Origin of the sequence: Arthrobacter sp. fls2-241-R2A-172 (assembly GCF_030208885.1) — a bacterium.
Taxonomy (GTDB): domain Bacteria; phylum Actinomycetota; class Actinomycetes; order Actinomycetales; family Micrococcaceae; genus Arthrobacter.
The window spans coordinates 507,801-529,425 of the sequence record NZ_JARVTB010000001.1; the positions used below are offsets into that span (position 1 = coordinate 507,801).

Genomic DNA, 21,625 nt, shown 5'->3' on the forward strand with positions numbered 1-21,625 from the left:
TGTAACTTGTGAAGGGAAAAAACTAGATGTGAAGAAGGCTCGGCGCGGCGCCCAGCAGCTTCTTGGTGTAGTCGTTGCTCGGGTTGTCGAAGACTTGCGCAGCGGAGCCTTGCTCGACGATCTTGCCGAAGTACATGACGCAGATCCGGTCCGAGACGTAGCGGACGGTCTGGATGTCGTGGGAAATAAACACCATTCCCAGATTCAGCTGGGTCTTCAGGTCGGAGAGCAGGTTCAGGACCTGCGCGCGGACCGAAACGTCCAGGGCCGACGTCGGTTCGTCCGCCACGATAATGTCCGGGTCCAGGGCCAACGCGCGGGCAATCGCCACGCGCTGGCGCTGGCCACCGGAAACCTGCGACGGCGTTACTTCGGCCGCCGATTGCGGCAAGCCGACCAGCGCCAACAGTTCCTTGACCTTGGCGGCACGGGAGGAAGCGTTGCCGATGCCATGGATCTGCAGTGGATCGGTGAGGATGTCCTGGATGGTCATGCGCGGGTTCAGCGCCGTGGCCGGGTCCTGGAAGACCACGGACACGGAGCGGCCAAACGCCTTGCGCATGGCTGCGTTCCGCTTGATGGCCGGCTGTCCGTGGAACAAAACCTTGCCCGACGTCGGCGGCTGCAGTCCCACGAGCACCGAAGCAAGCGTGGACTTGCCGCAGCCGGACTCACCGACGATGCCGACGGTTTCGCCGCGGCTGATGGTGAAGTCGACGCCGTCTACCGCTTTGACGATGTTAGGGCGGAACAGGCCATCGGTCCGTGCATGGTGGTAGACCTTGACGTCCTTGAGCTCGATGACCGGTTTGCCGGTTGATTCACTCATCGTGCGTCCTCCTTCAGGTGGCTTGCCCAGTAGTGGTCGGCATCGTCATCGCCATTGGCCGAGGCCACCGAAGTGAGCACCAGCTTTTGGTGGGGATCGGCGTCGGGGCGCAGCGACCGGGCGGCAAAGCGATCTCCCGTGGCAAAGTCGCGCGGGGATGGCACGGTGCCCGGAATCTGGTGGAGCCTGGCGGCGTCCGCTTCAATGGACAGGACGGCACCCAGCAGGCCGCGGGTGTACTCGTGCTTGGGGTTCCGCAGAAGCTCGGAAGCCTGCGCGGATTCCACCACCTGGCCGGCGTACATCACAGTGATGCGGTGGGCCAGGGAGGCCACCAACGCGAGGTCGTGGCTGACGAACACCATGGCAAACCCGAGTTGTTCCCGCAGCTCGTTCAGCAGATCCACAACTTGCTTCTGGACAGTGACGTCCAGGGCGGTCGTCGGCTCGTCGGCCACCACGATCTTGGGGGAACGGGACAACGCCATGGCAATCAGCACACGTTGTCGCTGGCCGCCGGAAAGCTCATGCGGATAGCTGGCAAGTGTCCGGACCGGGTCCAGCTTCACCATCTCCAGCAGTTCCGCGGGTGTCTTGCGGCCACCTCGCTTGGTGAGTTGCTCCATCTGGTCCTTGATCTTCATGGACGGGTTCAGCGAACTGAGGGCGTCCTGGTAGACCATGGCGATCTGCTCACCGCGCAGGCCAACGTAGGCCTTGGGATCGCTGTGCTTGGTGCTGGAATCCAAGAGTTCCTTGCCATCGAACTTGATGGAGCCCGTGACCTCCGCGGTTTTGGGGAGCAGGCCCATGACGGCCAGCGAGGTGATGGACTTGCCGCAACCGGACTCGCCCACAAGGCCCATCGTTTCGCCCTCGCGGACAGTGAAGGACACGTTGTCTACGATCGCGATGTCGCCGAAGCGGCCTGGGAACCGGATGGACAGGTTCTTTACTTCCAGCACGTTGCGTGAGCCTGCCGGTACCTGCGGGAGGCGGTCGGTGCGCTTCGCTTCGATTGCTGCCAGGAGTTCCAGTTCGCGGTCCAGCAGGAGGTGCGGGTTGGCGGCGGCGAGCTTCACATCGGTGAGGACGGCTGAGGCGCCCACCTCTGAAGTGGCGCCGGCGCTGGAAGCCGCCAGTACGCCGTCGAGCTCGTGTTCCTCAACCACTGAAGGCTGGGCAACGGACGTACCAACTGCGGTGTCCACGGCAATAACTGCAGCCGAACCGTCGTCGTCCTTCACCACGGGGGCGCGGCGAAGCTTCGGGTTCACCATGGCGTCGGTGAGGCCCTCGGCCAGGATGTTCAAGGAAAGAACGGTCAAAAGGATGGTGAGGCCCGCGAACGTAGTGGCCCACCAGCCGCCGGACAGGACCAGGTTGCGGCCGTAGGAGATCACGTTGCCCCATGACGGTGCGGGATCCTGGACGCCTGCCCCCAGGAAGGACAGCGAGGCTTCGAGGATGATGGCGTCGGCAACCATGACCGTGGCGAACACCAGCACGGGAGCGGCAGTGTTGCGGACAATGTGCTTGACCAGGATGTAGAAGCGGCCGGCTCCGATGACCCGCTCGGCACGGACGTAGTCCTCGCCATACTGGGCCAGCACGTTGGCGCGGACCACCCGGGCAAGTTGCGGGGTGTAGATGATGGCGATCGCGATGATGATGGTGGGCACCGAGTTGCCGAACGCTGCCAGCAGCACAGCGGCCAGGGCGATGCCCGGGAACGCCATGAGGATGTCCATGAGCCGCATGATGATTTCATTGACGGACTTGCTGGACGCGGCCGCGAACGAACCGAGGAGTGCACCGGCAAGGATGGCCAGCGCAACCGCGCCGAGGCCGATCATCAGCGACGACTGTGCGCCGAAAAGCAGGCGGGAGAAAATGTCCCGGCCCAGGCGGTCGGTGCCGAAGAAGTGCTCGGCGCCCGGAGGCGTGGCGGGAATGAATGTTTCCAGCGGATCATGCGGGGCGATGACGGGCGCGAAGATGGCCGCCAGCACAATCAGCACAAGGAAAAGCAGGGCGATACGGGAGCCCCAGGGCAGGGCCTTGAAACGAATGCCCGGGGCACTTAGCCGTTCTGCGAGCTTGCTGCGCATGAGCTATACCGTCCTGATTCGGGGGTTGATAAGCAGGTAGAGAAGGTCCACCACGATGTTCACCAGAACAAAGGTGACCGAGATGGTGAGCACCACGCCCTGGACCAGGTTGACGTCCAGATTGGTGATGCCGTTGAGGATCAGCTGGCCCATGCCGGGCAAGGCGAAGATCATTTCAATCACGACGGCGCCGCCCAGCAGGTAGCCAACGCGCAGTCCCAGCACGGTCACCGGTGTGACGAGGGCGTTGCGGAGGACGTTCTTGGAGACGACCTCGCGGTAGGGGACACCGTTGCCGATGGCGGTCCGGACGTAGTCGCGGTCCAGTTCTTCCACCATGGAGGTACGGACCACACGGATCAGGGACGCGGACACGGGAATGCCGAGGGCCAAAGCCGGGAGGGCCATGGAGTTGAGCCAACCGCCAAAGCCGGATTCCGGCGTCGCAATTCCGCCCGAGGGGAACATGGGGTTCTCACCCAGGGCGAACCACTGGATCAGCAGGATGCCCAGCCAAAACGACGGCGTGGCAATTGCGGCGATTGAGAAGACGCGGACCAACTGGTCCTGCCACTTGTCGCGGTACAGGGCGCCCATGATGCCAAAGGCCAGGGAGAGGACGATCGCGATGAGGACGCCCAGGAAAGTCAGTTGCAGGGTCAGCGGGAAGGCCGAGCCGATCATGGACGCCACCGACTTTGCCGGTGGGGTGGTGACGCCGAGGTCGAACTGCAGGAGCTTGCCGAGGAAACGGAAGTACTGCAGGACCAGGGGGTCGTTCAGGCCATTGTCCTGGCGGTATTGCTGCTTCGCTTCTTCGCTGGCGCCGTCGCCGAGGGCTGAACTGGCTTGGTCGCCGGGAGCGGCCTGAAGGACGAGGAAGACGAGCAACGTGATGCCCAGGATCATCAATGGCAATGCTGCAAGCCTGCGGCCAAGCAGACGCAATATCGTGACCAATTTGTTCTCCGGTTGATCTGGTTGTGGGGCCCGCTCCGCAGGGTATTTAGGGGTTCAACCCTGCAGAGCAGGCCTCACAACGCGAAGGATTGCTTAGGCAGTGCGTCCGACGCCGACGAACGACAGGCCGGTGGTGGGAAGGGGCTGGAAGCCGTTGAGCTTCTTTTCGTCCCAGGCGCTGGGAAGCTGGCGGTGGAAGACCGGGTAGAGCGGCACTTCATCAGAGACCATGTCCACGATTTCGCCGACGATCTTCTTGGCGTCATCGCCCGAGGCCTGCGAGCCCTTGTCCATAAGGCCCTGCAGCTTGGTGCGCTCCGGGGTGGTCCAGAAAGCGCGCTTGTCCATCCAGGTGGCACCCGAGTAGAACCAGCTCAGCAGGAGGTCTGCATCGTTGCCGAAGACGGAGGGATCGCCCGGGGCTGCGACTACGGAGTAGTCACCCTTGCCAACACGGTCGCTGTACAAGGCGCCGGACTGGAGGCTCTTCACGGTGACCTTGACGCCGGGGATCTTGTTCCAGGATTCGAGGATCAGTGGCGCAACGTCCTTAACCCAGGCGGTGTCTGTGGTGAGGAGTTCGAATTCGAGGGTGGTGACACCGGCCTGCTTCAGGAGTTCCTCGGCCTTCGACGTGTCGAAGCCATAAACGTTCTTGGCCTTGACGTAGTCCGGGTGGCCTTCCTGGAAGTAGGAGGTAGCGGCTTTGGCGTTTCCGAACAGGGCCTTCTTGATGATGGCTTCCTTGTCCAGGCCGTAGTGCAGTGCCTGGCGGACCAGCTTGTTGTCGAACGGTGCCTTGGCACAGTTGAACATGAGGAACAGCAGGCCGAAGGACTGGACGGATTCGACCTTCACCTTGGACTTCAGCCCATCGACGTCCAGGTAGGGAACGTCCTCGATGGCCTGGACGCGGCCGGATTGGACTGCGGTGACGCGGGCAGCGGCATCGGAGAGCAGCAGCCAGGTCATGCCCTTGGCCAGTGCAGGCTTGGGGCCGTTGTAGTCGGCGAATGCCTCGAAGACGATCTTGTCGTCCTTGACTGCGGAGATGAGTTTGTACGGTCCGGAGCCGACTGGCTTGGCGTCGAAGGCTTTCAGATCGGTAGCGAGTGCCTTGGGGACGATCTTGACCACGGAGATCCGGGGTCCGAAGCCGGGGAAGGCGTACTTAAGGGTGAACTCCACCGTCTTGGCATCAACAGGCTTGACGTCCTGGATGAAGGGGATGAACTGCGAGAACAGCGACTTGTTCGCCGGGTCCATCACGCGGGTGAAGGAGAAAGCGACGTCCTCGGTCGTAACGGGGGAGCCGTCGTGGAACTTTGCGCCATCGCGGATGGTCACCTGATAGGTGGTGTCGTTGATCTTCTTGGGGTCCGCTGCGGCCAGGGCGTTGTAGGGCTCGCGGGTGGCCGGGTGCAGCTCGATGAGGCCTTCGAAGATATGCAGGTTGGCAGCCATCGGCGTCGCACCCGAAGAGCTCAGCGGGTCGAAGCCTGTGGAGAGCGCGTAGGAAATGCCTGCCTCGATGGTGAGGTCCTTGTTGACGGCGGCCGTGTTGGTGCTGGTGCCGGTGGTCGTGCTGGCAGCGCCGCCGCACGCAGAAAGTGTTGCCGTGAAGGCGGCTGCTGCACCAACTGCGCCGCTTAGCTTCAGGAAGTTCCGGCGGCTGGCGTCATTGACCAGCGGCAGGCTGTTGATCGTCTTGCTCATAGGGTGCCTCACCAATCGCGTTTCGTGGGTTATCGGATGTAGGACGTCCGATGCTCGTATGGAAACTGTAAGGGCGGTCACAAGAGAACGTCAAGTGAGAGTGGGCGGCCTGGCCTCGTCCGCGCGCCCGGCGGTTTTCCGGCTGCGGCCGGTCCTAAGGGGAAATCCCAGCGAAATCCCTGAACATACTTATCAAGGAGGTGGGACATCCGATATTGTATGTTGCGAGTCACTCATTCTGCGGTGGGCGCTAAGCTCGCCTCAATATTAACACCGCATCGCCCAGGCTTCCCGGGTGATGCAGCGGCAAGGAGAAAGCCATGACAACTTCCGGTGTAGTTCCGCAGGCGCGGTTCAGTGCACAGGCCCGGCTTCGTGCCTTGCAGTCGGACATTATGGAATTGATCCTCGAGCGCGAGCTGGAGGCGGGCGATCCATTGCCGACAGAGAGCGAGCTGTCAGTGGCTCTCGGAGTGGGGCGCAATACGCTGCGCGAATCCCTCAAGGTCCTGCAAGCCCTGGGCGTCATTGAGATCCGGCATGGCTTCGGCATGTTCGTGGCCCCGAGCAATTTTGACGCCCTCGCCGACGGCCTCACCTTCAGGGGCCGGTTGTCGCTGCGGCACCAGGGGCTTGAGGCGTTGCAGCTCGTCGATGTGCGCCAGGCGTTGGAGTCGGGCTTGATCGGCTCTTCGATGGACGTCATGACACCCGAACAGCTTGCCTCCATTGAGGAAGCGGTGAAGCAGATGGAGGATCTCGCCGCTGCCGGCGAAAACTTCGTGGCCGCCGATGCTGAATTCCACCGCAGGCTCTTCGAGCCGCTCAACAACGAGCTCCTGATCAACCTGATGGGTGTTTTCTGGAAGGTCTACCGGAAGATCCACGTCGAAATCGGTCCGGGCAACGAGGACCTCATGAAGACCGCCGCCATGCACCGCAACATCTACGCCGCCGTTGCCGCCGGGGACAAGGCCTCAGCCTCCGAGCTGCTCAACCGGCACTTCGACGGAATCCGCCGCCGTATCGGCGAGGCCGTGGGCGACTGACCCTCCACTCGCAACGTGACGGGCCGCCGTCGTACTTTCACCTGAAGTACGACGGCGGCTCTTTCCGTTCTGCGCGCGGGTCACCGCGCGCTGTGCGAACTAATGCTGAGAAAACAAAAGACCCGCACCGGCGAACCGGTGCGGGTCTTTATTTGTGCGCCCAAAGGGATTCGAACCCCTGACCTTCTGTTCCGTAGACAGACGCTCTATCCAGCTGAGCTATGGGCGCATTTCGTGTGATTCTCGGCGGTCTGTTTCTCTGACCCCCTCGAACCTCAATAAACTTTACAGAAGTTCATGTGAAGTTCCAAATCGAAAAGCTGTAATCTGCGCAACTAGACCGGTCTACGTGACCTTAGTCACTTAAATCTGCCTCTGGCGAGCCATTGCCCCTGATTTCTAGGCGTTTTTACTTTTCGGCCCCACAGTTGTCCGATGTCTGACAGCCCATTGGTCTGGTCCGCGGCCCCTATCGTTTAGGACACACCACTGAACCCGAGGAAGGGAACCACAATGGGCGATCTGGCGCGACTGCCGCTGCTTGAGAAGGCACCTACTACGCATGCACGCCTGCTGGCTTGGGTTGAGGAAGTTGCCGAGCTGACCCAGCCGGACCGCATCCACTGGGTCGATGGCAGCGAAGCAGAAAACAAGAAACTCACCGACGAGCTTGTCGAGGCCGGCACGCTCAAGCGGCTGAACCCGGAGACGTTCCCGAATTCCTTCGCGGCATTCTCTGACCCGGCTGACGTTGCCCGTGTGGAAGAGCAGACCTTCATCTGCTCCGAAAACGAGCGCGACGCAGGCTTCACCAACAACTGGATGGCCCCGGCCGAGATGAAGCAGAAGCTGCGCGGTCTGTTCGCCGGCTCCATGCGTGGCCGCACCATGTACGTCATTCCGTTCGTCATGGGCCACCTGGATGCTGAAGACCCCAAGTTTGGCGTCGAGATCACCGACTCCGCCTACGTTGTTGCCTCCATGCGCATCATGGCCCGCATTGGCACGGACGTCTTGGACCGCATCACCGAAACCGATGCCTTCTTCGTCCCGGCCCTGCACTCACTCGGTGCCCCGCTGGAAGCCGGCCAGGCCGACGTCGCCTGGCCCTGCAACCCGGACAAGTGGATTGTCCACTTCCCCGAAGAGCGCTCCATCTGGTCCTTCGGATCCGGTTACGGCGGAAACGCCCTCCTCGGCAAGAAGTGCTACGCCCTGCGCATCGCCTCGGTGATGGCCCGCGACGAGGGCTGGCTGGCCGAACACATGCTGATCCTCAAGCTGACCTCCCCGGAGCAGAAGACCTACTACATCTCTGCTGCCTTCCCGTCCGCGTGCGGCAAGACCAACCTCGCGTTGCTCGACCCCACCATCAAGGGCTGGAAGGTGGAGACCCTGGGCGACGACATCACCTGGATGCGCTTCGGCAAGGAAGGCGAGCTCCGCGCCGTCAACCCCGAAGCCGGCCTGTTCGGCGTCGCTCCCGGCACCGGCTGGGGCACCAACCCCAACGCCATGCGTGCCATCGCCAAGGGCAACAGCATCTTCACCAACGTCGCACTGACTGATGACGGTGGCGTCTGGTGGGAGGGCATGACGGAGGAGACTCCGGCGCACCTGACCGACTGGCGCGGCGAGTCCTGGACACCGGACTCCGACGCCCCCGCCGCGCATCCGAACTCCCGCTTCTGCACGCCGATCGACCAGATCGACATGCTGGCCGAAGAGTACTTCAGCCCCGAAGGCGTTGAGCTCTCCGCCATCCTGTTCGGTGGCCGCCGCAAGACCACCATTCCGCTGGTTACCGAGGCCCGCAACTGGTCCAACGGTATCTTCATGGGATCCACGCTGTCCTCGGAAACCACGGCTGCTGCAGCCGGTGCCGTCGGTGTTGTCCGCCGCGACCCCATGGCCATGCTGCCGTTCATCGGATACGACGCGGGCGACTACCTAAACCACTGGGTCAACCTGTCCGCGAAGGCCAACCCGGAGCGACTGCCCAAGATCTTCCTGGTCAACTGGTTCCGTCGCACGGCTGAGGGCGGCTTCGCCTGGCCGGGCTTTGGTGACAACGCCCGCGTCCTGAAGTGGGCCATCGAGCGCCTTGAAGGCAAGGCTGACGCTGTGGAGACTCCGATCGGTTTCGTACCGACCGGCGAATCCATCGACCTCGAAGGGCTGGACATGACCCCGGCAGAGGTCGAGGCAGCCGTGCGCGTCGATCCTGAAGAATGGGCAACCGAGCTGGCGTCCATCGAGGAATGGTTCGCCAACTTCGGCGAATCGCTCCCGGCGGCACTCCAGTCCGAGCTGGATGGGCTCAAGTCCCGTCTGGGCTAGACCTCTTAGGAACAACGGCGTTCTTAAGTGAACGACGACGGCCCGTCACCTTTCGTTGGAAAGGTGGCGGGCCGCCGTCGTTCTTCGCGCAGGTTAGGAACGGTATCGTTCCGCGCGGCGGTTAGGTCAGTGGGGCGGGTGTCCTGAACTCCGGACGGAGCCCGATTGATTGGAACACCGGGTTCATTTGGCGCGCGTGCGGAAGGGTGGAAATGACCACGGAGTCGAGCTCGCGGTAAAAGGCCTCCTTGGCCCGGGTCATGGCCCGGCGCAGTTCGCACTCGTTGATGAGCGGGCAATTCTTGGTGGGGGATTGGCACTCGGCTGGATCCTGCCGGCTGTCCAAGTGGCGCAGGACCTCGCCGACGGTGGCCCGCCGGCCGTGTTCGCTGAGCCGCGAACCACCAAGCCGGCCACGCTCGACGTCAATGAAACCTAAAGCACGGAGCCGGACCATGGCTTTACTGACGTGGTTGTACGGCGTCCCCACGGCGTCGGCCACGGCCTGTGTGGTCAACAACATGCCTTCGGGGGCCGCGGCCAACACCATGATGGCGCGGAGGCTAACGTCTGCGAACGCGTTGATTTTCATGGGATCAGCTCATATGAGTAGGGTCTAGTCCACCCAGATGGATGGCTCGTGGGTATCGGGCTCCATAGGACGGAAGGCAAACCCCTCCGCGGTGGGGGAGTACGGGATGATTGCTGCCCGGACTTCGCCATTCCTGTGTTCGGCGGCACCATGGATGCCGTCCGAACCATGGTCCGGCAACATGACGTCACTGACAAGGGCCACCGCTTTGAAATCGTCGCGGCCCTGGCGCAGGAGCTGGTGGATATCGGTCAGCATCTGCCCGGCATCGACGTCACCATTTTCGTCCGGCTCGCCGGGCGCGATCATCACGATCCGGAACTCACCATCGTTCGAAAGCGTCACGCCGAACGGAAAGAAACCACCGTTCTGCTGGATGTGCTCCTGCGCGGTCCCCAGCGCCGTGCCCAGTGTCTCCCGGAGCTCGCGGTCCTGGTCGGATTCTTCCGGCAACGTCTCGCCGGTGGACTGGTCGGTCATGGCTTGGCCTTAGGCCCGAACCAGAGCCAGGACGCGGTCGCGGATCTTCTCCATGGTGGGCTGGTCCTTGGCTTCGGCATTCAGGCGCAAGAACGGTTCAGTGTTGGAAGGCCGCAGGTTGAACCACCAGCTGCCGTCCTTTGCAGTGAACGTGGAGCCGTCCATGTGGTCGATGTCGATGTCTTCGCTTTCGAAGTCCACGCGGACCCGCTCCACGGCCCCGGCCTTGTCTTCGATCTCGGAGTTGATTTCTCCGGATGAAACGTAGGGCTCGTATTGGCGGCCGAGCTCGGAGAGCGGGCCGTCCTGCTCGCCGAGGGCAGCGAGGACGTGCATGGCTGCGAGCATGCCTGTGTCAGCGTTCCAGAAGTCCCGGAAGTAGAAGTGCGCGGAGTGCTCGCCGCCGAAGACAGCGCCTTCCTCCGCCATGACAGCCTTGATGAAGGAGTGGCCCACACGGGTGCGTACGGCACGGCCGCCGTCCTTGGCCACCAGTTCCGGTACGGCCTTGGAGGTGAGGAGGTTGTGGATGATCACGGGGGTTTCCTCGCCTGCTGCCCGGGCACGGGCGATTTCACGCCTGGCCACCATGCCGGTGATGGCGGACGGGGAGACGGGCTCGCCCTTCTCGTCGATCACGAAGCAGCGGTCAGCGTCACCATCGAATGCCAAGCCGATGTCGGCACCGTGCTTGACCACGGCGGCCTGCAGGTCGCGGAGGTTTTCCGGTTCGAGGGGATTGGCGGGATGGTTCGGGAACGAGCCGTCGAGTTCGAAATAGAGCGGCACGATCTCGAAAGGCAGGGCAGGGAGCAATTTATCGCCGAGAACTGCGGGGGTCGTCAGTCCGGCCATGCCGTTGCCTGCGTCCACCACGATCTTCAGGGGACGCGAGCCGGAGAGGTCCACGAGCTGGCGCAGGTACTCGGAGTAGTCCTTTAGGACGTCATGGACACTGATCTCTCCGCGGGTTTCGGCTGCGGGAATGATGCCGGTGTTGAGGTATTCCTCGGCCAGGGCCTGGATTTCCTTCAGGCCCGATTCCGATGAGATGGGCTGCGCGCCGGCCTTGGCCATCTTGATGCCGTTGTATTCGGCTGGGTTGTGACTGGCTGTGAACGTGGCTCCGGCTGCGTTCAGGGCCCCGCAGGCGTAGTAGAGCTCGTCGGTGGAGATCAGGTCCAGCAACCGGACGTTGGCGCCCCGGGTGGCTGCCCCGTTGGCAAAAGCCTGGCTGAACTCAGGGGACGAAGGGCGCATGTCGCCGCCCACCAGAACGGTGCCGCCTTCAAGGCCCAGGACGTCGATGAACGCAGCGCCTACGGCCTCGACAATTTCAGCCGTGATGGATTCACCCACGATTCCCCGGACGTCGTACGCCTTGAAGGATGCCGAGAGGTCGAATGTCTTGTTCTGCTCGCTAGTCACGCGCTCAATCCTACTGTGGCTACGCAATGGGGCATGAACCGGGCGGGGGGCTATGTGGATAATCACTATCCACATAGCCAGGTCCGCGGGTGATGGGCGTCGGGGGTGGCTGGAATACTGGGTTCATGGCCAACAACTCCCCGAATGCTGCCGTTTCCGTGCAATCACCTACCGAACAGCAGGCCCTGGCGTGCCTGCGGGAGTTGGTGGGACACCCGGAAGCCCGGTTCCACGACGGCCAGTACGAAGCTATTGAAGCGTTGGTCGATGCCGGCCGCAGGGCACTGGTGGTCCAGAGGACAGGTTGGGGGAAGTCCGCCGTCTACTTCGTGGCATCCCTGCTTCTACGGCGCCGGGGCGCGGGACCAACGCTGATTGTTTCCCCGCTGCTGGCACTCATGCGGGACCAGGTGGCTGCAGCCGCCAGGGCAGGAGTGCGTGCCGTGGCCATCAACTCTGCAAACGCCCTCGAATGGGATACCGTCCTGGCGCAGCTGGCCGCCGACGAAGTTGATGTCCTTCTGGTTTCACCGGAGCGCCTTACCAACCCATCTTTCCGGGAAAACCAGCTTCCGGAGCTCATTCGCCGTACCGGCCTCCTGGTTATTGACGAGGCCCACTGTATTTCGGACTGGGGTCACGACTTCCGGCCCGACTACCGGCGCATCGCCGACCTCATTGCCCAATTGCCGGAGTCGGTTCCGGTGCTGGCCACCACGGCTACGGCCAACTCCCGGGTGGTCCACGACATAGAGGAACAGCTCGGTGCCGGAGTACTGACCATCCGTGGGGCCCTGGGGCGGGAGTCCCTGCGCCTGGGCGTCCTGTCCTTGCCTGATTCCAGGGACCGCCTGGGATGGCTGCTGACCCATCTAAAAGACATGCCCGGCAGCGGCATCATTTACACGCTCACCGTTTCAGCTGCGGAGGACACAGCCAGGCTCCTCGCTGAGGCCGGGCACAACGTCTTGTCCTATACAGGCCGGACGGACCCTGCAGACCGGGAGCGCGCAGAACAACTGCTTAAGGACAACCAGGTGAAGGCGCTCGTGGCCACATCAGCGCTGGGCATGGGATTCGACAAGCCGGACCTGGGTTTTGTCATCCACCTTGGTGCACCATCATCGCCCGTTGCCTATTACCAACAGGTTGGCCGCGCAGGCCGAGGAGCGGCCAATGCAGACGTGCTGCTGCTTCCAGGCTCAGAGGACCGCGAGATCTGGCAGTATTTTGCAACGGCTTCCATGCCGTCCGCTGAAAAGGCCGATGCCGTGCTTGGTGCCCTCGGGGAAGCAGGCTCAGCTTTGTCCACCGTCGCTCTGGAGGCCCGCGTGGACCTCCGCCGCACGCCCTTGGAACTCCTCCTTAAGGTCCTTGCCGTGGACGGGGCAGTTGAACGCGTTGGCGGCGGCTGGAGAGCAACCGGGAGCCCCTGGCATTACGACGCCGAGCGGTACGCACGCATCGCAGAGGCGCGGGTGGACGAGCAGGACTCCATGGTGATCTACCAGGACACGGCTGGATGCCGCATGGAGTACATCACGTCCGTCCTCGACGACGAGACCGCAGCAGCGTGTGGTCGCTGCGACAACTGTGCCGGCCGATGGTTCCCCGTGGACGTGGCAGCCTCGGCAGCCGATGCCGCTGGCCAGACCCTACGACGCGCCGGTATCGCCGTGGAGCCGCGACTCCAATGGCCCAGCGGCATGGATCGGCTGGGGGTGGCCGTCAAGGGCAAGATCAAACCTGACCAAAGCGTCTCAGAAGGCCGGGTCCTGGCCAGGCTGACGGACCTGGGCTGGGGTGGGGCGCTGCGAGAATTGTTCGCTGCTGGTTCCCCGGACCGCGCCGTGGATCCGGCCATGCTGCAAGCCTGTGTCCAGGTGCTTCGTGAGTGGTCAGGAGCTGAAGGCGGAACTCCTTGGAGCGGAGTGGGTCGACCCGCAGCCGTGGTCAGCATCCCGTCCAGGAGTAAGCCGCAGCTGGTGGAGTCCCTGGCACAGGGAATAGCCGGCATCGGGCGGATGCCCTACCTGGGCCAGCTGCAGCCCCAACACGGTGGGCCCACCGGCGCCCGAGGAGGCAACAGCGCCTACAGGCTTGCCGGCGTCTGGGACCGGCTTGTTGTGGGCCCGGACCTTGCCCAGGCCCTGGCTGGTACTGGAGGCCAGCCAGTGCTGCTGGTGGACGACCTTATCGACAGCCGCTGGACCATGACAGTTTCGGCCTTGGCCTTGCGCCAAGCCGGTGTGGGAGCCGTTCTACCCCTGGCCTTGGCGCAAGCGGGATAGGAAGGCGGGGTAAAGAACGTCATGTTGTGATCGCTCCCACTGTGCCTCTATAGGATCGAGCCAACACGCCAGCGGCCTGTCACGGGCCCACAGCCAGATCCTGGACCGGAGCCATGAGCACAAACCCCAGCAACACAGAAGTCGACACCCCCGGCGAAACCAGCTGGCGGCCGCGCCTGGCCCTGTTGGTGGCTGCAACGTTCTTCATGGAGTTCCTCGACGGCACCATCCTCACCACAGCAATCCCCAGCATCGCCTCCGATTTCCGCGTGGCACCGGCCGACATCAACATCACCATGACCGCATACCTGGTGACGGTTGCGATGGGAATCCCGCTCAGCAGTTGGCTGGCTGAACGGTTCGGTGCCCGCCGGATCTTCTGCCTCGCCATCTCGGTGTTCACCGTCGCCTCCCTGCTGTGCGCCGTGAGCACAGACCTGTCCATGCTTACCCTCAGCAGGGTGGCCCAGGGCATGGGCGGGGCCATGATGGTGCCCGTTGGCACCCTGGTGGTGTTGCGCGGGACTCCCAAATCCGAGCTCCTCCGGGCCACCGCCTATTTGGTGTGGCCCGGACTGCTCGCCCCTGTACTGGCTCCGATGGTCGGTGGCGCGCTCACTACCTTCCTGTCCTGGCACTGGATCTTCATCATCAATGTGCCCCTTGGCCTGGCGGCGTTCATTGCTGCGCTCAGGCTGGTGCCCCGGACCCAGTTCGACTCCAAGCGCCGCCTTGACTGGTTTGGGCTCCTGCTGACCACCCTGGGTGTGGGTGCCTTGGTGGTGGGTTTGGAAACATTGGGCGGCCACGCATCCAACGCGATCGCCGTCATGGTGGTCGCCGCAGGGCTGCTGTCACTCGCGGGTGCTGTCTGGTGGATGCGGAAAGCCGACGTTCCCCTGTTCAACCTCGGAGTGTTCCGGACCAGGACGTTCAGGGCGACCTCCACGGGCGGTTTCATTTACCGGCTGACCATCAGTTCGGTGCCGTTTCTGCTGCCGCTGATGTTCCAGGATGGCTTTGGCTGGGACCCCCTCAAAGCCGGTGTGATGGTCGCCGCCGTTTTCGTTGGCAACATCGGAATCAAGCCGGCCACCACGCCCTTGATCAGGCGCTTCGGGTTCAAGCCGGTGCTCGTCTTCGCTTCGTTCGCTTCCGCCGTAACGTTTGCGTTGTGCGCGTTCCTGGATGCCCAAACTCCCGAGCCCGTGATCTTCGCTTTGCTGCTCTTCAGCGGAGCTTTCCGCTCCATCGGATTCTCGGCGTACGCCTCGGTGCAGTACGCGGACATCGTCCCGGAACAGCTGCCCTCGGCCAACGCGATCTCCGCGACGCTGGTTCAGTTGGCTGCCGCGGCCGGCATCGCGGTGGGAGCTTTGTTCCTGCGGCTGTTCGAAGCGACGCATCTCCTGGGCGGTGACCAGGTAGCGGCATATAAGGGGGCGTTCATTGCCATGGCCGTCCTGATGCTGATCAGCACGGTGGACAGCCTGGCCTTGCACCGGCACGCGGGCGCCGAAGTGAGTGGGGGAGCGAAGCGGGGTTAAACGCAAAAGGTCCCGGTTCGAAAACCGGGACCAATTCGCGGAGACGGGGGGATTTGAACCCCCGGTGGAGTTGTGCCCCACACTTCATTAGCAGTGAAGCCCATTCGGCCGCTCTGGCACGTCTCCCTTTGCTATTGCTAGCCCACCAAGGATACGCAGAACCTGCACTCCAGCGCAAAACCAGTTGTTGGTCAGTTGCTCCCGGCCAGCGAACGCCACAGGAAATGGTTGCTCCGTGCCTGCAGCGCGGCAGCCTGCCGGTTGTCCGATGCTCCCGCGTGGCCGCCCTCCAAGGCCTCGTGGAACCAGACGTTCGGGATACCCATGGCCTGCATGCGGGCGGCCATCTTGCGGGCTTGGACGGGTCCCACCCGATCGTCGGACGTGGCAGTCCAGATGAAGGTTTCGGGATATTCCACGCCGTCGTGGAGGAGGTGATACGGCGAGAACGTGCGGATGAACTCCCACTGTCCAGGCACGTCGGGGTCGCCATACTCGGCAATCCAGGAGTAGCCGGCGGACAGCTTGGTGTAGCGGCGCATGTCCAGGAGCGGAACGCCGCAGGAGACAGCGCCGAACAGTTCTGGATACTGGGTGAGCATGTTTCCCACCAGCAGCCCACCGTTGGAACCACCTACGCAGCCCAGCCGGCGTCGACTGGTGACGCCGCGGGAGATGAGGTCTTTCGCGACCGCGGCGAAGTCCTCATAGGCGCGGTGCCGGTTCTCCTGGAGCGCGGCGCGGTGCCAGGAGGGTCCGTATTCGCCGCCGCCACGGATGTTGGCCACTACGTAGACGCCGCCACGCGAGTGCGCGGCAGCTCCGTCGTCGGAGGGGGCTCCAAATGTCCGCCGTTCCAGCCAGGCGCGCCCAATCGTGCCGCTGTATGCGGGTGTACGGGAAATCTCGAACCCGCCGTAGCCGGAGAGCTGGGTGGGGTTCTGGCCGTCCAGGACCAGGTCCTTGGAGGCGACCTGGAAGTAGGGGACCTTGGTTCCGTCCGCCGAGACGGCGAAGTGTTGCTGGACTTCATAGTCCGCTTCGTTGAAGAACGACGGCGACCGCTTCACTACCGAGTGCTCGCTCACCACGCCGCCGTCCTCGCCTTGGGACGAGGCAGGGGAGAGCGTTCCACGGGTCAGGGTGGTGGGCGTGGTGAAACCGGTGGCCACGAGCCAGAAGTCGTTGCCGGCGGAGCCTGGGTCTTCGTCGTCCACGGCGTAGGCGTTCACGTCGTGCAGCGGAGGGCAGGCGTCCAGCGGCGTTGAAGCCCACGCTCCATGGGAGTCGAGGACTGCCGGATTCAACACCCGGATCTCCGAGGAGACATCGCGGAGGAGGTTCAGCAGGAGGTAGTCCCGCGTCCAGCTCCAGGATTGCAGGGATGTGTGCTCGTCCGGCGCAAACAGCACCGTCAAGGAACGTGTGCCCGCCAGGTAGTCCTCGAAGGCAGCCCCGAGCAAGGACCCTGCCGGGTAAACAGTGCCATCAACGTCCCAGTCCTTCTGGGGGCGGAACAGCAGCCAGTCGCGGTGGGCGCTGATGTTCACGTCGGTTGGTACATCGATGGCCACCCAGGATCCGTCCCGCAGCACCCACGTGCTGCGGTTGTAGAAGTCGATGTAGTCAACGGCAAAGGTCCGCTCAAAGCCGGGGGTGGAATCGTGGCTCACCATGGCCAGCATGTGGTCTTCGGGGATTTCGAAAAGCCGTTCAGCATCGGCCAAGGCCTCCCCGCGGCGGAGTTTGACGCCGGTCCGGGCGTACGAGGAGGTCGTGGCCGGGAGCCCGTCCGCGGTGCTGGAGACCAGCAGGGTATCGGCATCGAGCCAGCTGACGCTGCCCTTGGCGGTGGGGAGGTCGAAGCCGCCCTCAACGAAGGTGCGCGATTCGACGTCGAACTCGCGGTGGCGGTCCGCGTCGCCGCCGTCCGGGGACAGCGACACCATGGCCAGCCGGTACTCGTTTCCGTCCGCAGGGCGGAGGAAACCGGCCCCATGGAAGACCCATTCGACGCCCTCCGCTGCAGCCAGCGCATCAACGTCCAGGAGGACGTCCCATTCAGGAGCGTCGGTGAGGTAGCTATCCCATGTGGTGCGGCGCCAGAGACCCTTGGGGTGTTCCTGGTCTTTCCAGAAGTTGTAGTAGAACCCGCCGCGCTTGGAGACCATGGCAATGCGGTCCGTTGAGTCCAGGACCTCAAGGATTCCGGCTTCGACGGCGGAGTATTCAGCGTCCTCAAGCAATTCTTCGGTTCGCGCGTTCTGTTCCCGGACCCATGCAAGCTGCTCTTCGCCATGGATGTCTTCGAGCCAGATGTTTTCATCCGTGGGTTCAGGCGCAACCTCAGCGGCGTGGCGGGGACGGCCTGGCGCAGCCTCGTTCCCGGGAAGTGGCGTCTGATCAGCTTCTGTGGTGGTCATTGCCCCATCCAAGCAACACTTTTCAACAGTAAGCAAGTCACGCAGAAGTTAGGCTTGAGCGTGGCTAAATCCGAAACCAACCGTGTTGCCCTGCTGGGGGCTGGCCCCCGGGGCACCAGCGTCCTTGAGCGGTTGCTCGCGAATTGGGCTGCCGGGGGTCATGCTGTGCGCGCGTCGGGGGCCACCCTGCACATCGACGTGGTGGATCCTTTCCCCGCGGGTTCGGGCCACGTGTGGCAGCCGGGGCAGTCCCGGCTCTACCTGATGAACACCCAGTCGTTTTATCCGACGCTCATCCCGGAGGACCCTGAGCTCGCTCCTCCGCTGGCCGGTGGTTCGTTCGACAAGTGGCGCGAGGCCCGGCGTCGTGATGGCTTGGGACTGGACGACGCCGAAAAGGCGGAGCTTGCCACCCTCGAATCGCATGACTTCCCCAGCCGTGCCCTGTATGGGCGGTACTTGCGCCAGACCCTGGATGGCTTGCTCGAGCGGCTGCCCGACGGCGTCAAGGTCACGTTCCATGAGACCTCCGCCGTCGCGGCGCGACCGGTGAAGGACGGAACAAAAAACGCGTTCGACGTCGAACTCGCCAACGGTGCCACCCTCACCGTCGGCTCCGTGGTCCTCGCGTTAGGTCATATCGAGTCCCGGCTGAATCCCGAGCAAAGGTCTTTCAAGAGCGCGGCGGAGGAGCAAGGACTGCTCTATTTTCCGCCGGCGCCACCCGCCGACGTTGAGTGGGAGGCGGTGCCGGATAACGAGCCGGTGCTGATCCGCGGAATGGGATTGAACTTCTTCGACGTCATGGGACAGCTGACGGAGGGCCGCGGCGGGAAGTTCGTCGAGGCCGGTTCTCCGGGGGCAGGGGTGTTGGAGTATCGGGCATCGGGCCGGGAACCCAGGATTATTGCTGCCTCCCGGCGGGGCACCCCTTACCGGGCCAAGGCGGGGCTGGCGGGTTACTACCCCAGCAGCATCACCATGCGCTACCTGACCGAAGACGCCGTGGACCGGTTTCGCGCGGCCGGAATCCAGCCCGGTTTCGACCACGATCTTTGGCCGCTGCTGCACCGTGATGCGCTGTGGGCGTATTACTCAACGCTGGCCCGCTCACAACCCACTGCGATCAAGGACCCCGCGCAGTTCCTGGCGGACCTCGAGGACGCACTCCAACCGCACGCGCACACCACAGCGAAGTGGGAGAACGACGTGGGCGATCTCGTGGAAAAGCACGTCGTCGCGTCCCGTCGGCTGAATCTTCGCGGGCTAGCCGCGCCGCTGGCAGGGCGTACTTTTGCGTCCAGGCGGGAGCTGGACGCGGCCATCACGGCATACCTTGATGATGACGCGCGCCGATCGGCTTTGGGCGAATCGGACCCTGTGAAGATGGCCATCGGAGCACTCCACACCGGCCGCGCGATCCTGAAATCCGTGGTGGCTGATGGTGGCATCACGGACGAATCCTGGTTGGCAGGGCTTCGGGGCTGGTTCGAATCCTTCGTCGAAGGGCTGGCCAGTGGGGCGCCCGCGCTGCGTTCGGAGCAGCTGGCCGCCCTGGCGCGTGCCGGCGTCGTAAGTTTTGTTGGCCCGGACCCGAAGTTCAGTGTGGACCGGAGCGCGAAACTGTTCCGTGCGGTTTCGCCATGGGTGCGCGACGCGCCGGTGGAAGCCCGGACCCTGATCGAGGCGATGTCGCCTGCCAACAGGGTGGGCATCAATATGTCACCGCTGCTGGAGCAGCTCATGGCTGACGGGTTGGTCCGAACCAAGATCATGATGAGCGTCGAAGGTACCCCGATGCAGACCACGGGTCTGGACGTCGTGCCACATCCGTACCGGCCCTTGGCGGCGAACGGGGCGGTCACCGAGAACCTTTACGTGCTGGGCCTACAGTTGTCTGCCTCACAGTGGGGCACGGCCATCGCGGCGGAGGCCCGGCCCCGAACCGGGCAGGCCTATGCCAGCGGACAGCGGACCCTGCGGGACGCCGACGAGATTGCGCGTAGCATTCTGGCCCGCTGAGGACTCAGGGTTGCAGTGCCGCCCGGCCTTCGTTAGTGTGTGAGCTGCATCACCGACTGGTGGTGCGCGCTTTTGATCCGCGGCGGGAGAGCCCTGCCGGTACATCACCACAGGCGCCGTAGGAGCAAACCCTCCCCAGGAATCTCTCAGGCCCATGTACCGCCGCGGCGAGGCAACTCTGGAAAGCAGTCCGGAACGCCGGGCTCACCGAAGGTGCAAGCAGGCCCACGCCTGCGGAAACTCTCAGGTCCATCTACAGAGCGGGGAGGAACCCGAATCTTGTGGCACCCCGTGCCGCCTGAACGATGGAGTTCCTTTGACGATTCAGCGCCCACCTTCAACCGGTACCGATTCCCCGCATCTTGAGCGGCAACTCACCAACCGCCACATCCAGCTCATCGCCATCGGCGGAGCCATTGGAACCGGCCTCTTCATGGGCTCCGGCAAGACCATCTCCGCCGCCGGCCCGTCCGTCATCTTCGTGTACATGATCATCGGCTTCATGCTGTTCTTCGTCATGCGTGCCATGGGCGAATTGCTGCTCAGCAACCTGAACTACAAATCCTTCAGCGACTTCGCAGCTGACCTCCTGGGCCCCTGGGCCGGCTTCTTCACCGGCTGGACATACTGGTTCTGCTGGGTCATCACGGGGATCGCGGACGTCATCGCTATCGCAGGCTATTCGCAGGAGCTGTGGCCTTCCCTTCCCCTCTGGGTGCCGGGTCTCATTACCATCGGCATCCTCCTGCTACTGAACCTGGCAACGGTGAAGGCATTCGGCGAAACCGAGTTCTGGTTCGCTCTCATCAAGATCGTCGCCATCGCGGCCTTGATCATTGTTGGCCTGTTCATGATTTTCAGTGGCTTCCAGTCCGACGCCGGCCCCGCCAGCTTCACCAACCTCTGGAGCCATGGAGGCTTCTTCCCGAACGAATTCATGGGCTTCGTCGCCGGATTCCAGATAGCGGTCTTCGCTTTCGTAGGCATCGAACTCGTGGGCACTACTGCGGCCGAGGCCAAGGACCCGGAAAAGAACCTGCCCAAGGCCATCAACTCGATTCCCATCCGCGTGCTCCTCTTCTACGTGGGCGCCCTGATCATCCTGATGTCCGTCACCCCGTGGACCCAGTTCGCTGCCGGTCACAGCCCGTTCATTGCCATGTTCTCCCTGGCCGGCCTGGGCGCAGCAGCCACGATCGTCAACCTGGTGGTCCTCACGTCCGCCATGTCCTCAGCCAACTCCGGGATCTACTCCACGTCCCGCATGGTGTTCGGCCTGGCCCAGGAAGGCGATGCCCCCAAGGTCTTCGGCGCGCTCTCCGGACGCAAAGTACCCCGCAACGCACTGTTTCTGTCCTGCGTCCTGTTGCTGTCCGGCGTCGTGCTCATGTACGCCGGCCAGGACGTCGGCAAGGCGTTCGACATGGTGACCACCGTGTCTGCCGTCTGCTTCGTCTTCGTGTGGTCGATCATCCTGGCCAGCTACCTGGCGTTCCGGAAGCGCCGTCCCCACCTTCACGAGTCTTCGGCGTTCAAGATGCCGGGTGGAGTGGCCATGGTGTGGGTGGTGTTCGCATTCTTTGCCTTCGTGCTGTGGGCGCTGACCACCCAGCCGGACACGCTCGCGGCGTTGCTCGCAACGCCCCTGTGGTTCGTGATTTTGGGGGTCGCTTGGGCGGTACTCCGACGCCGTCCGGCCCACCTGGCCCGGTACGCCGCTTTCCAGGCCGAGCTGCGCAGCGATGCTGCCAGGGTCCAGGACCCGGAGCCGGCAAACAAGTAACCACAAGACAGGCCCCTCACGAACCAATCGTGAGGGGCCTGTCTCTTGGGGGCA

Annotated in this window: 14 protein-coding genes, 2 tRNA genes and 1 riboswitch; of the genes, 6 read left to right on the forward strand and 10 right to left on the reverse strand. The window is 63.5% G+C overall.

Going from position 1 to position 21,625, the window contains the following annotated elements; genetic code table 11:
* Nucleotides 1–22: 22 nt before the first annotated feature.
* The 4 genes from QRM57_RS02405 to QRM57_RS02420 form a co-directional block, all read right to left on the reverse strand.
* The gene (locus tag QRM57_RS02405) at nt 23–829 is read right to left on the reverse strand and encodes an ABC transporter ATP-binding protein (RefSeq protein ID WP_284985453.1); all 807 of its coding nucleotides are present in this window, start codon (nt 827–829) and stop codon (nt 23–25) included.
* On the reverse strand, nt 826–2,940 hold the full coding sequence (locus QRM57_RS02410) for a dipeptide/oligopeptide/nickel ABC transporter permease/ATP-binding protein (protein ID WP_284985454.1): 2,115 nt from the start codon (nt 2,938–2,940) through the stop codon (nt 826–828). Before QRM57_RS02410 ends, QRM57_RS02405 begins: the two co-directional genes overlap by 4 nt.
* Before the next feature lie 3 nt (nt 2,941–2,943).
* Complete coding sequence (locus tag QRM57_RS02415; RefSeq protein ID WP_255774092.1) at nt 2,944–3,900, reverse strand: ABC transporter permease; 957 nt, start codon at nt 3,898–3,900, stop codon at nt 2,944–2,946.
* A 93-nt stretch (nt 3,901–3,993) separates the two neighbouring features.
* On the reverse strand, nt 3,994–5,616 hold the full coding sequence (locus QRM57_RS02420; protein ID WP_284985455.1) for an ABC transporter substrate-binding protein: 1,623 nt from the start codon (nt 5,614–5,616) through the stop codon (nt 3,994–3,996).
* A 320-nt stretch (nt 5,617–5,936) separates the two neighbouring features.
* On the opposite strand from QRM57_RS02420, the gene QRM57_RS02425 reads away from it, so the two are divergent.
* The gene (locus tag QRM57_RS02425; RefSeq protein ID WP_235520029.1) at nt 5,937–6,665 is read left to right on the forward strand and encodes a FadR/GntR family transcriptional regulator; all 729 of its coding nucleotides are present in this window, start codon (nt 5,937–5,939) and stop codon (nt 6,663–6,665) included.
* Between the two features lie 155 nt (nt 6,666–6,820).
* On the opposite strand, the gene QRM57_RS02430 is transcribed toward QRM57_RS02425, so the two are convergent.
* A tRNA-Arg gene (locus QRM57_RS02430) sits at nt 6,821–6,894 on the reverse strand.
* A 284-nt stretch (nt 6,895–7,178) separates the two neighbouring features.
* On the opposite strand from QRM57_RS02430, the gene QRM57_RS02435 reads away from it, so the two are divergent.
* Nucleotides 7,179–9,005: a phosphoenolpyruvate carboxykinase (GTP) gene (locus QRM57_RS02435; protein WP_257370383.1), complete on the forward strand. Its 1,827-nt coding sequence runs from the start codon at nt 7,179–7,181 to the stop codon at nt 9,003–9,005.
* Between the two features lie 121 nt (nt 9,006–9,126).
* Here the strand turns inward: QRM57_RS02435 and QRM57_RS02440 are convergent, their stop codons facing one another.
* Genes QRM57_RS02440 through QRM57_RS02450 form a run of 3 tightly spaced genes read right to left on the reverse strand, consistent with a single transcriptional unit; the run spans nt 9,127 to nt 11,505 of the window.
* Complete coding sequence (locus QRM57_RS02440; protein WP_284985456.1) at nt 9,127–9,597, reverse strand: RrF2 family transcriptional regulator; 471 nt, start codon at nt 9,595–9,597, stop codon at nt 9,127–9,129.
* Between the two features lie 24 nt (nt 9,598–9,621).
* On the reverse strand, nt 9,622–10,077 hold the full coding sequence (locus QRM57_RS02445) for a hypothetical protein (RefSeq protein WP_284985457.1): 456 nt from the start codon (nt 10,075–10,077) through the stop codon (nt 9,622–9,624).
* A 9-nt stretch (nt 10,078–10,086) separates the two neighbouring features.
* Complete coding sequence (locus tag QRM57_RS02450) at nt 10,087–11,505, reverse strand: phosphomannomutase/phosphoglucomutase (protein WP_257370380.1); 1,419 nt, start codon at nt 11,503–11,505, stop codon at nt 10,087–10,089.
* 125 nt (nt 11,506–11,630) lie between these two features.
* Here QRM57_RS02450 and QRM57_RS02455 point away from each other — a divergent pair, with 125 nt between their 5' ends.
* Nucleotides 11,631–13,796 carry a RecQ family ATP-dependent DNA helicase gene (locus tag QRM57_RS02455; protein ID WP_257370379.1) on the forward strand — a complete coding sequence of 722 codons (2,166 nt, stop codon included), beginning with the start codon at nt 11,631–11,633 and terminating at the stop codon, nt 13,794–13,796.
* Between the two features lie 113 nt (nt 13,797–13,909).
* Nucleotides 13,910–15,343: an MFS transporter gene (locus QRM57_RS02460; protein WP_257370378.1), complete on the forward strand. Its 1,434-nt coding sequence runs from the start codon at nt 13,910–13,912 to the stop codon at nt 15,341–15,343.
* Between the two features lie 38 nt (nt 15,344–15,381).
* Here QRM57_RS02460 and QRM57_RS02465 read toward each other — a convergent pair.
* Together QRM57_RS02465 and QRM57_RS02470 are read right to left on the reverse strand one after the other, a co-directional pair.
* Nucleotides 15,382–15,469 (reverse strand) — tRNA-Ser (locus QRM57_RS02465).
* A gap of 65 nt (nt 15,470–15,534) precedes the next feature.
* Entirely contained in the window at nt 15,535–17,766 is a 2,232-nt protein-coding gene (locus tag QRM57_RS02470) for a prolyl oligopeptidase family serine peptidase (protein ID WP_284985458.1), read from the reverse strand.
* A 60-nt stretch (nt 17,767–17,826) separates the two neighbouring features.
* On the opposite strand from QRM57_RS02470, the gene QRM57_RS02475 reads away from it, so the two are divergent.
* Nucleotides 17,827–19,788 (forward strand): FAD/NAD(P)-binding protein, encoded by a 1,962-nt coding sequence (locus QRM57_RS02475; RefSeq protein ID WP_284985459.1) that lies wholly within the window; start codon nt 17,827–17,829, stop codon nt 19,786–19,788.
* Between the two features lie 73 nt (nt 19,789–19,861).
* Nucleotides 19,862–19,960, forward strand: a riboswitch (glycine riboswitch).
* A gap of 144 nt (nt 19,961–20,104) precedes the next feature.
* Entirely contained in the window at nt 20,105–21,571 is a 1,467-nt protein-coding gene (gene cycA, locus QRM57_RS02480; RefSeq protein WP_284985460.1) for a D-serine/D-alanine/glycine transporter, read from the forward strand.
* Nucleotides 21,572–21,625: the final 54 nt, after the last annotated feature.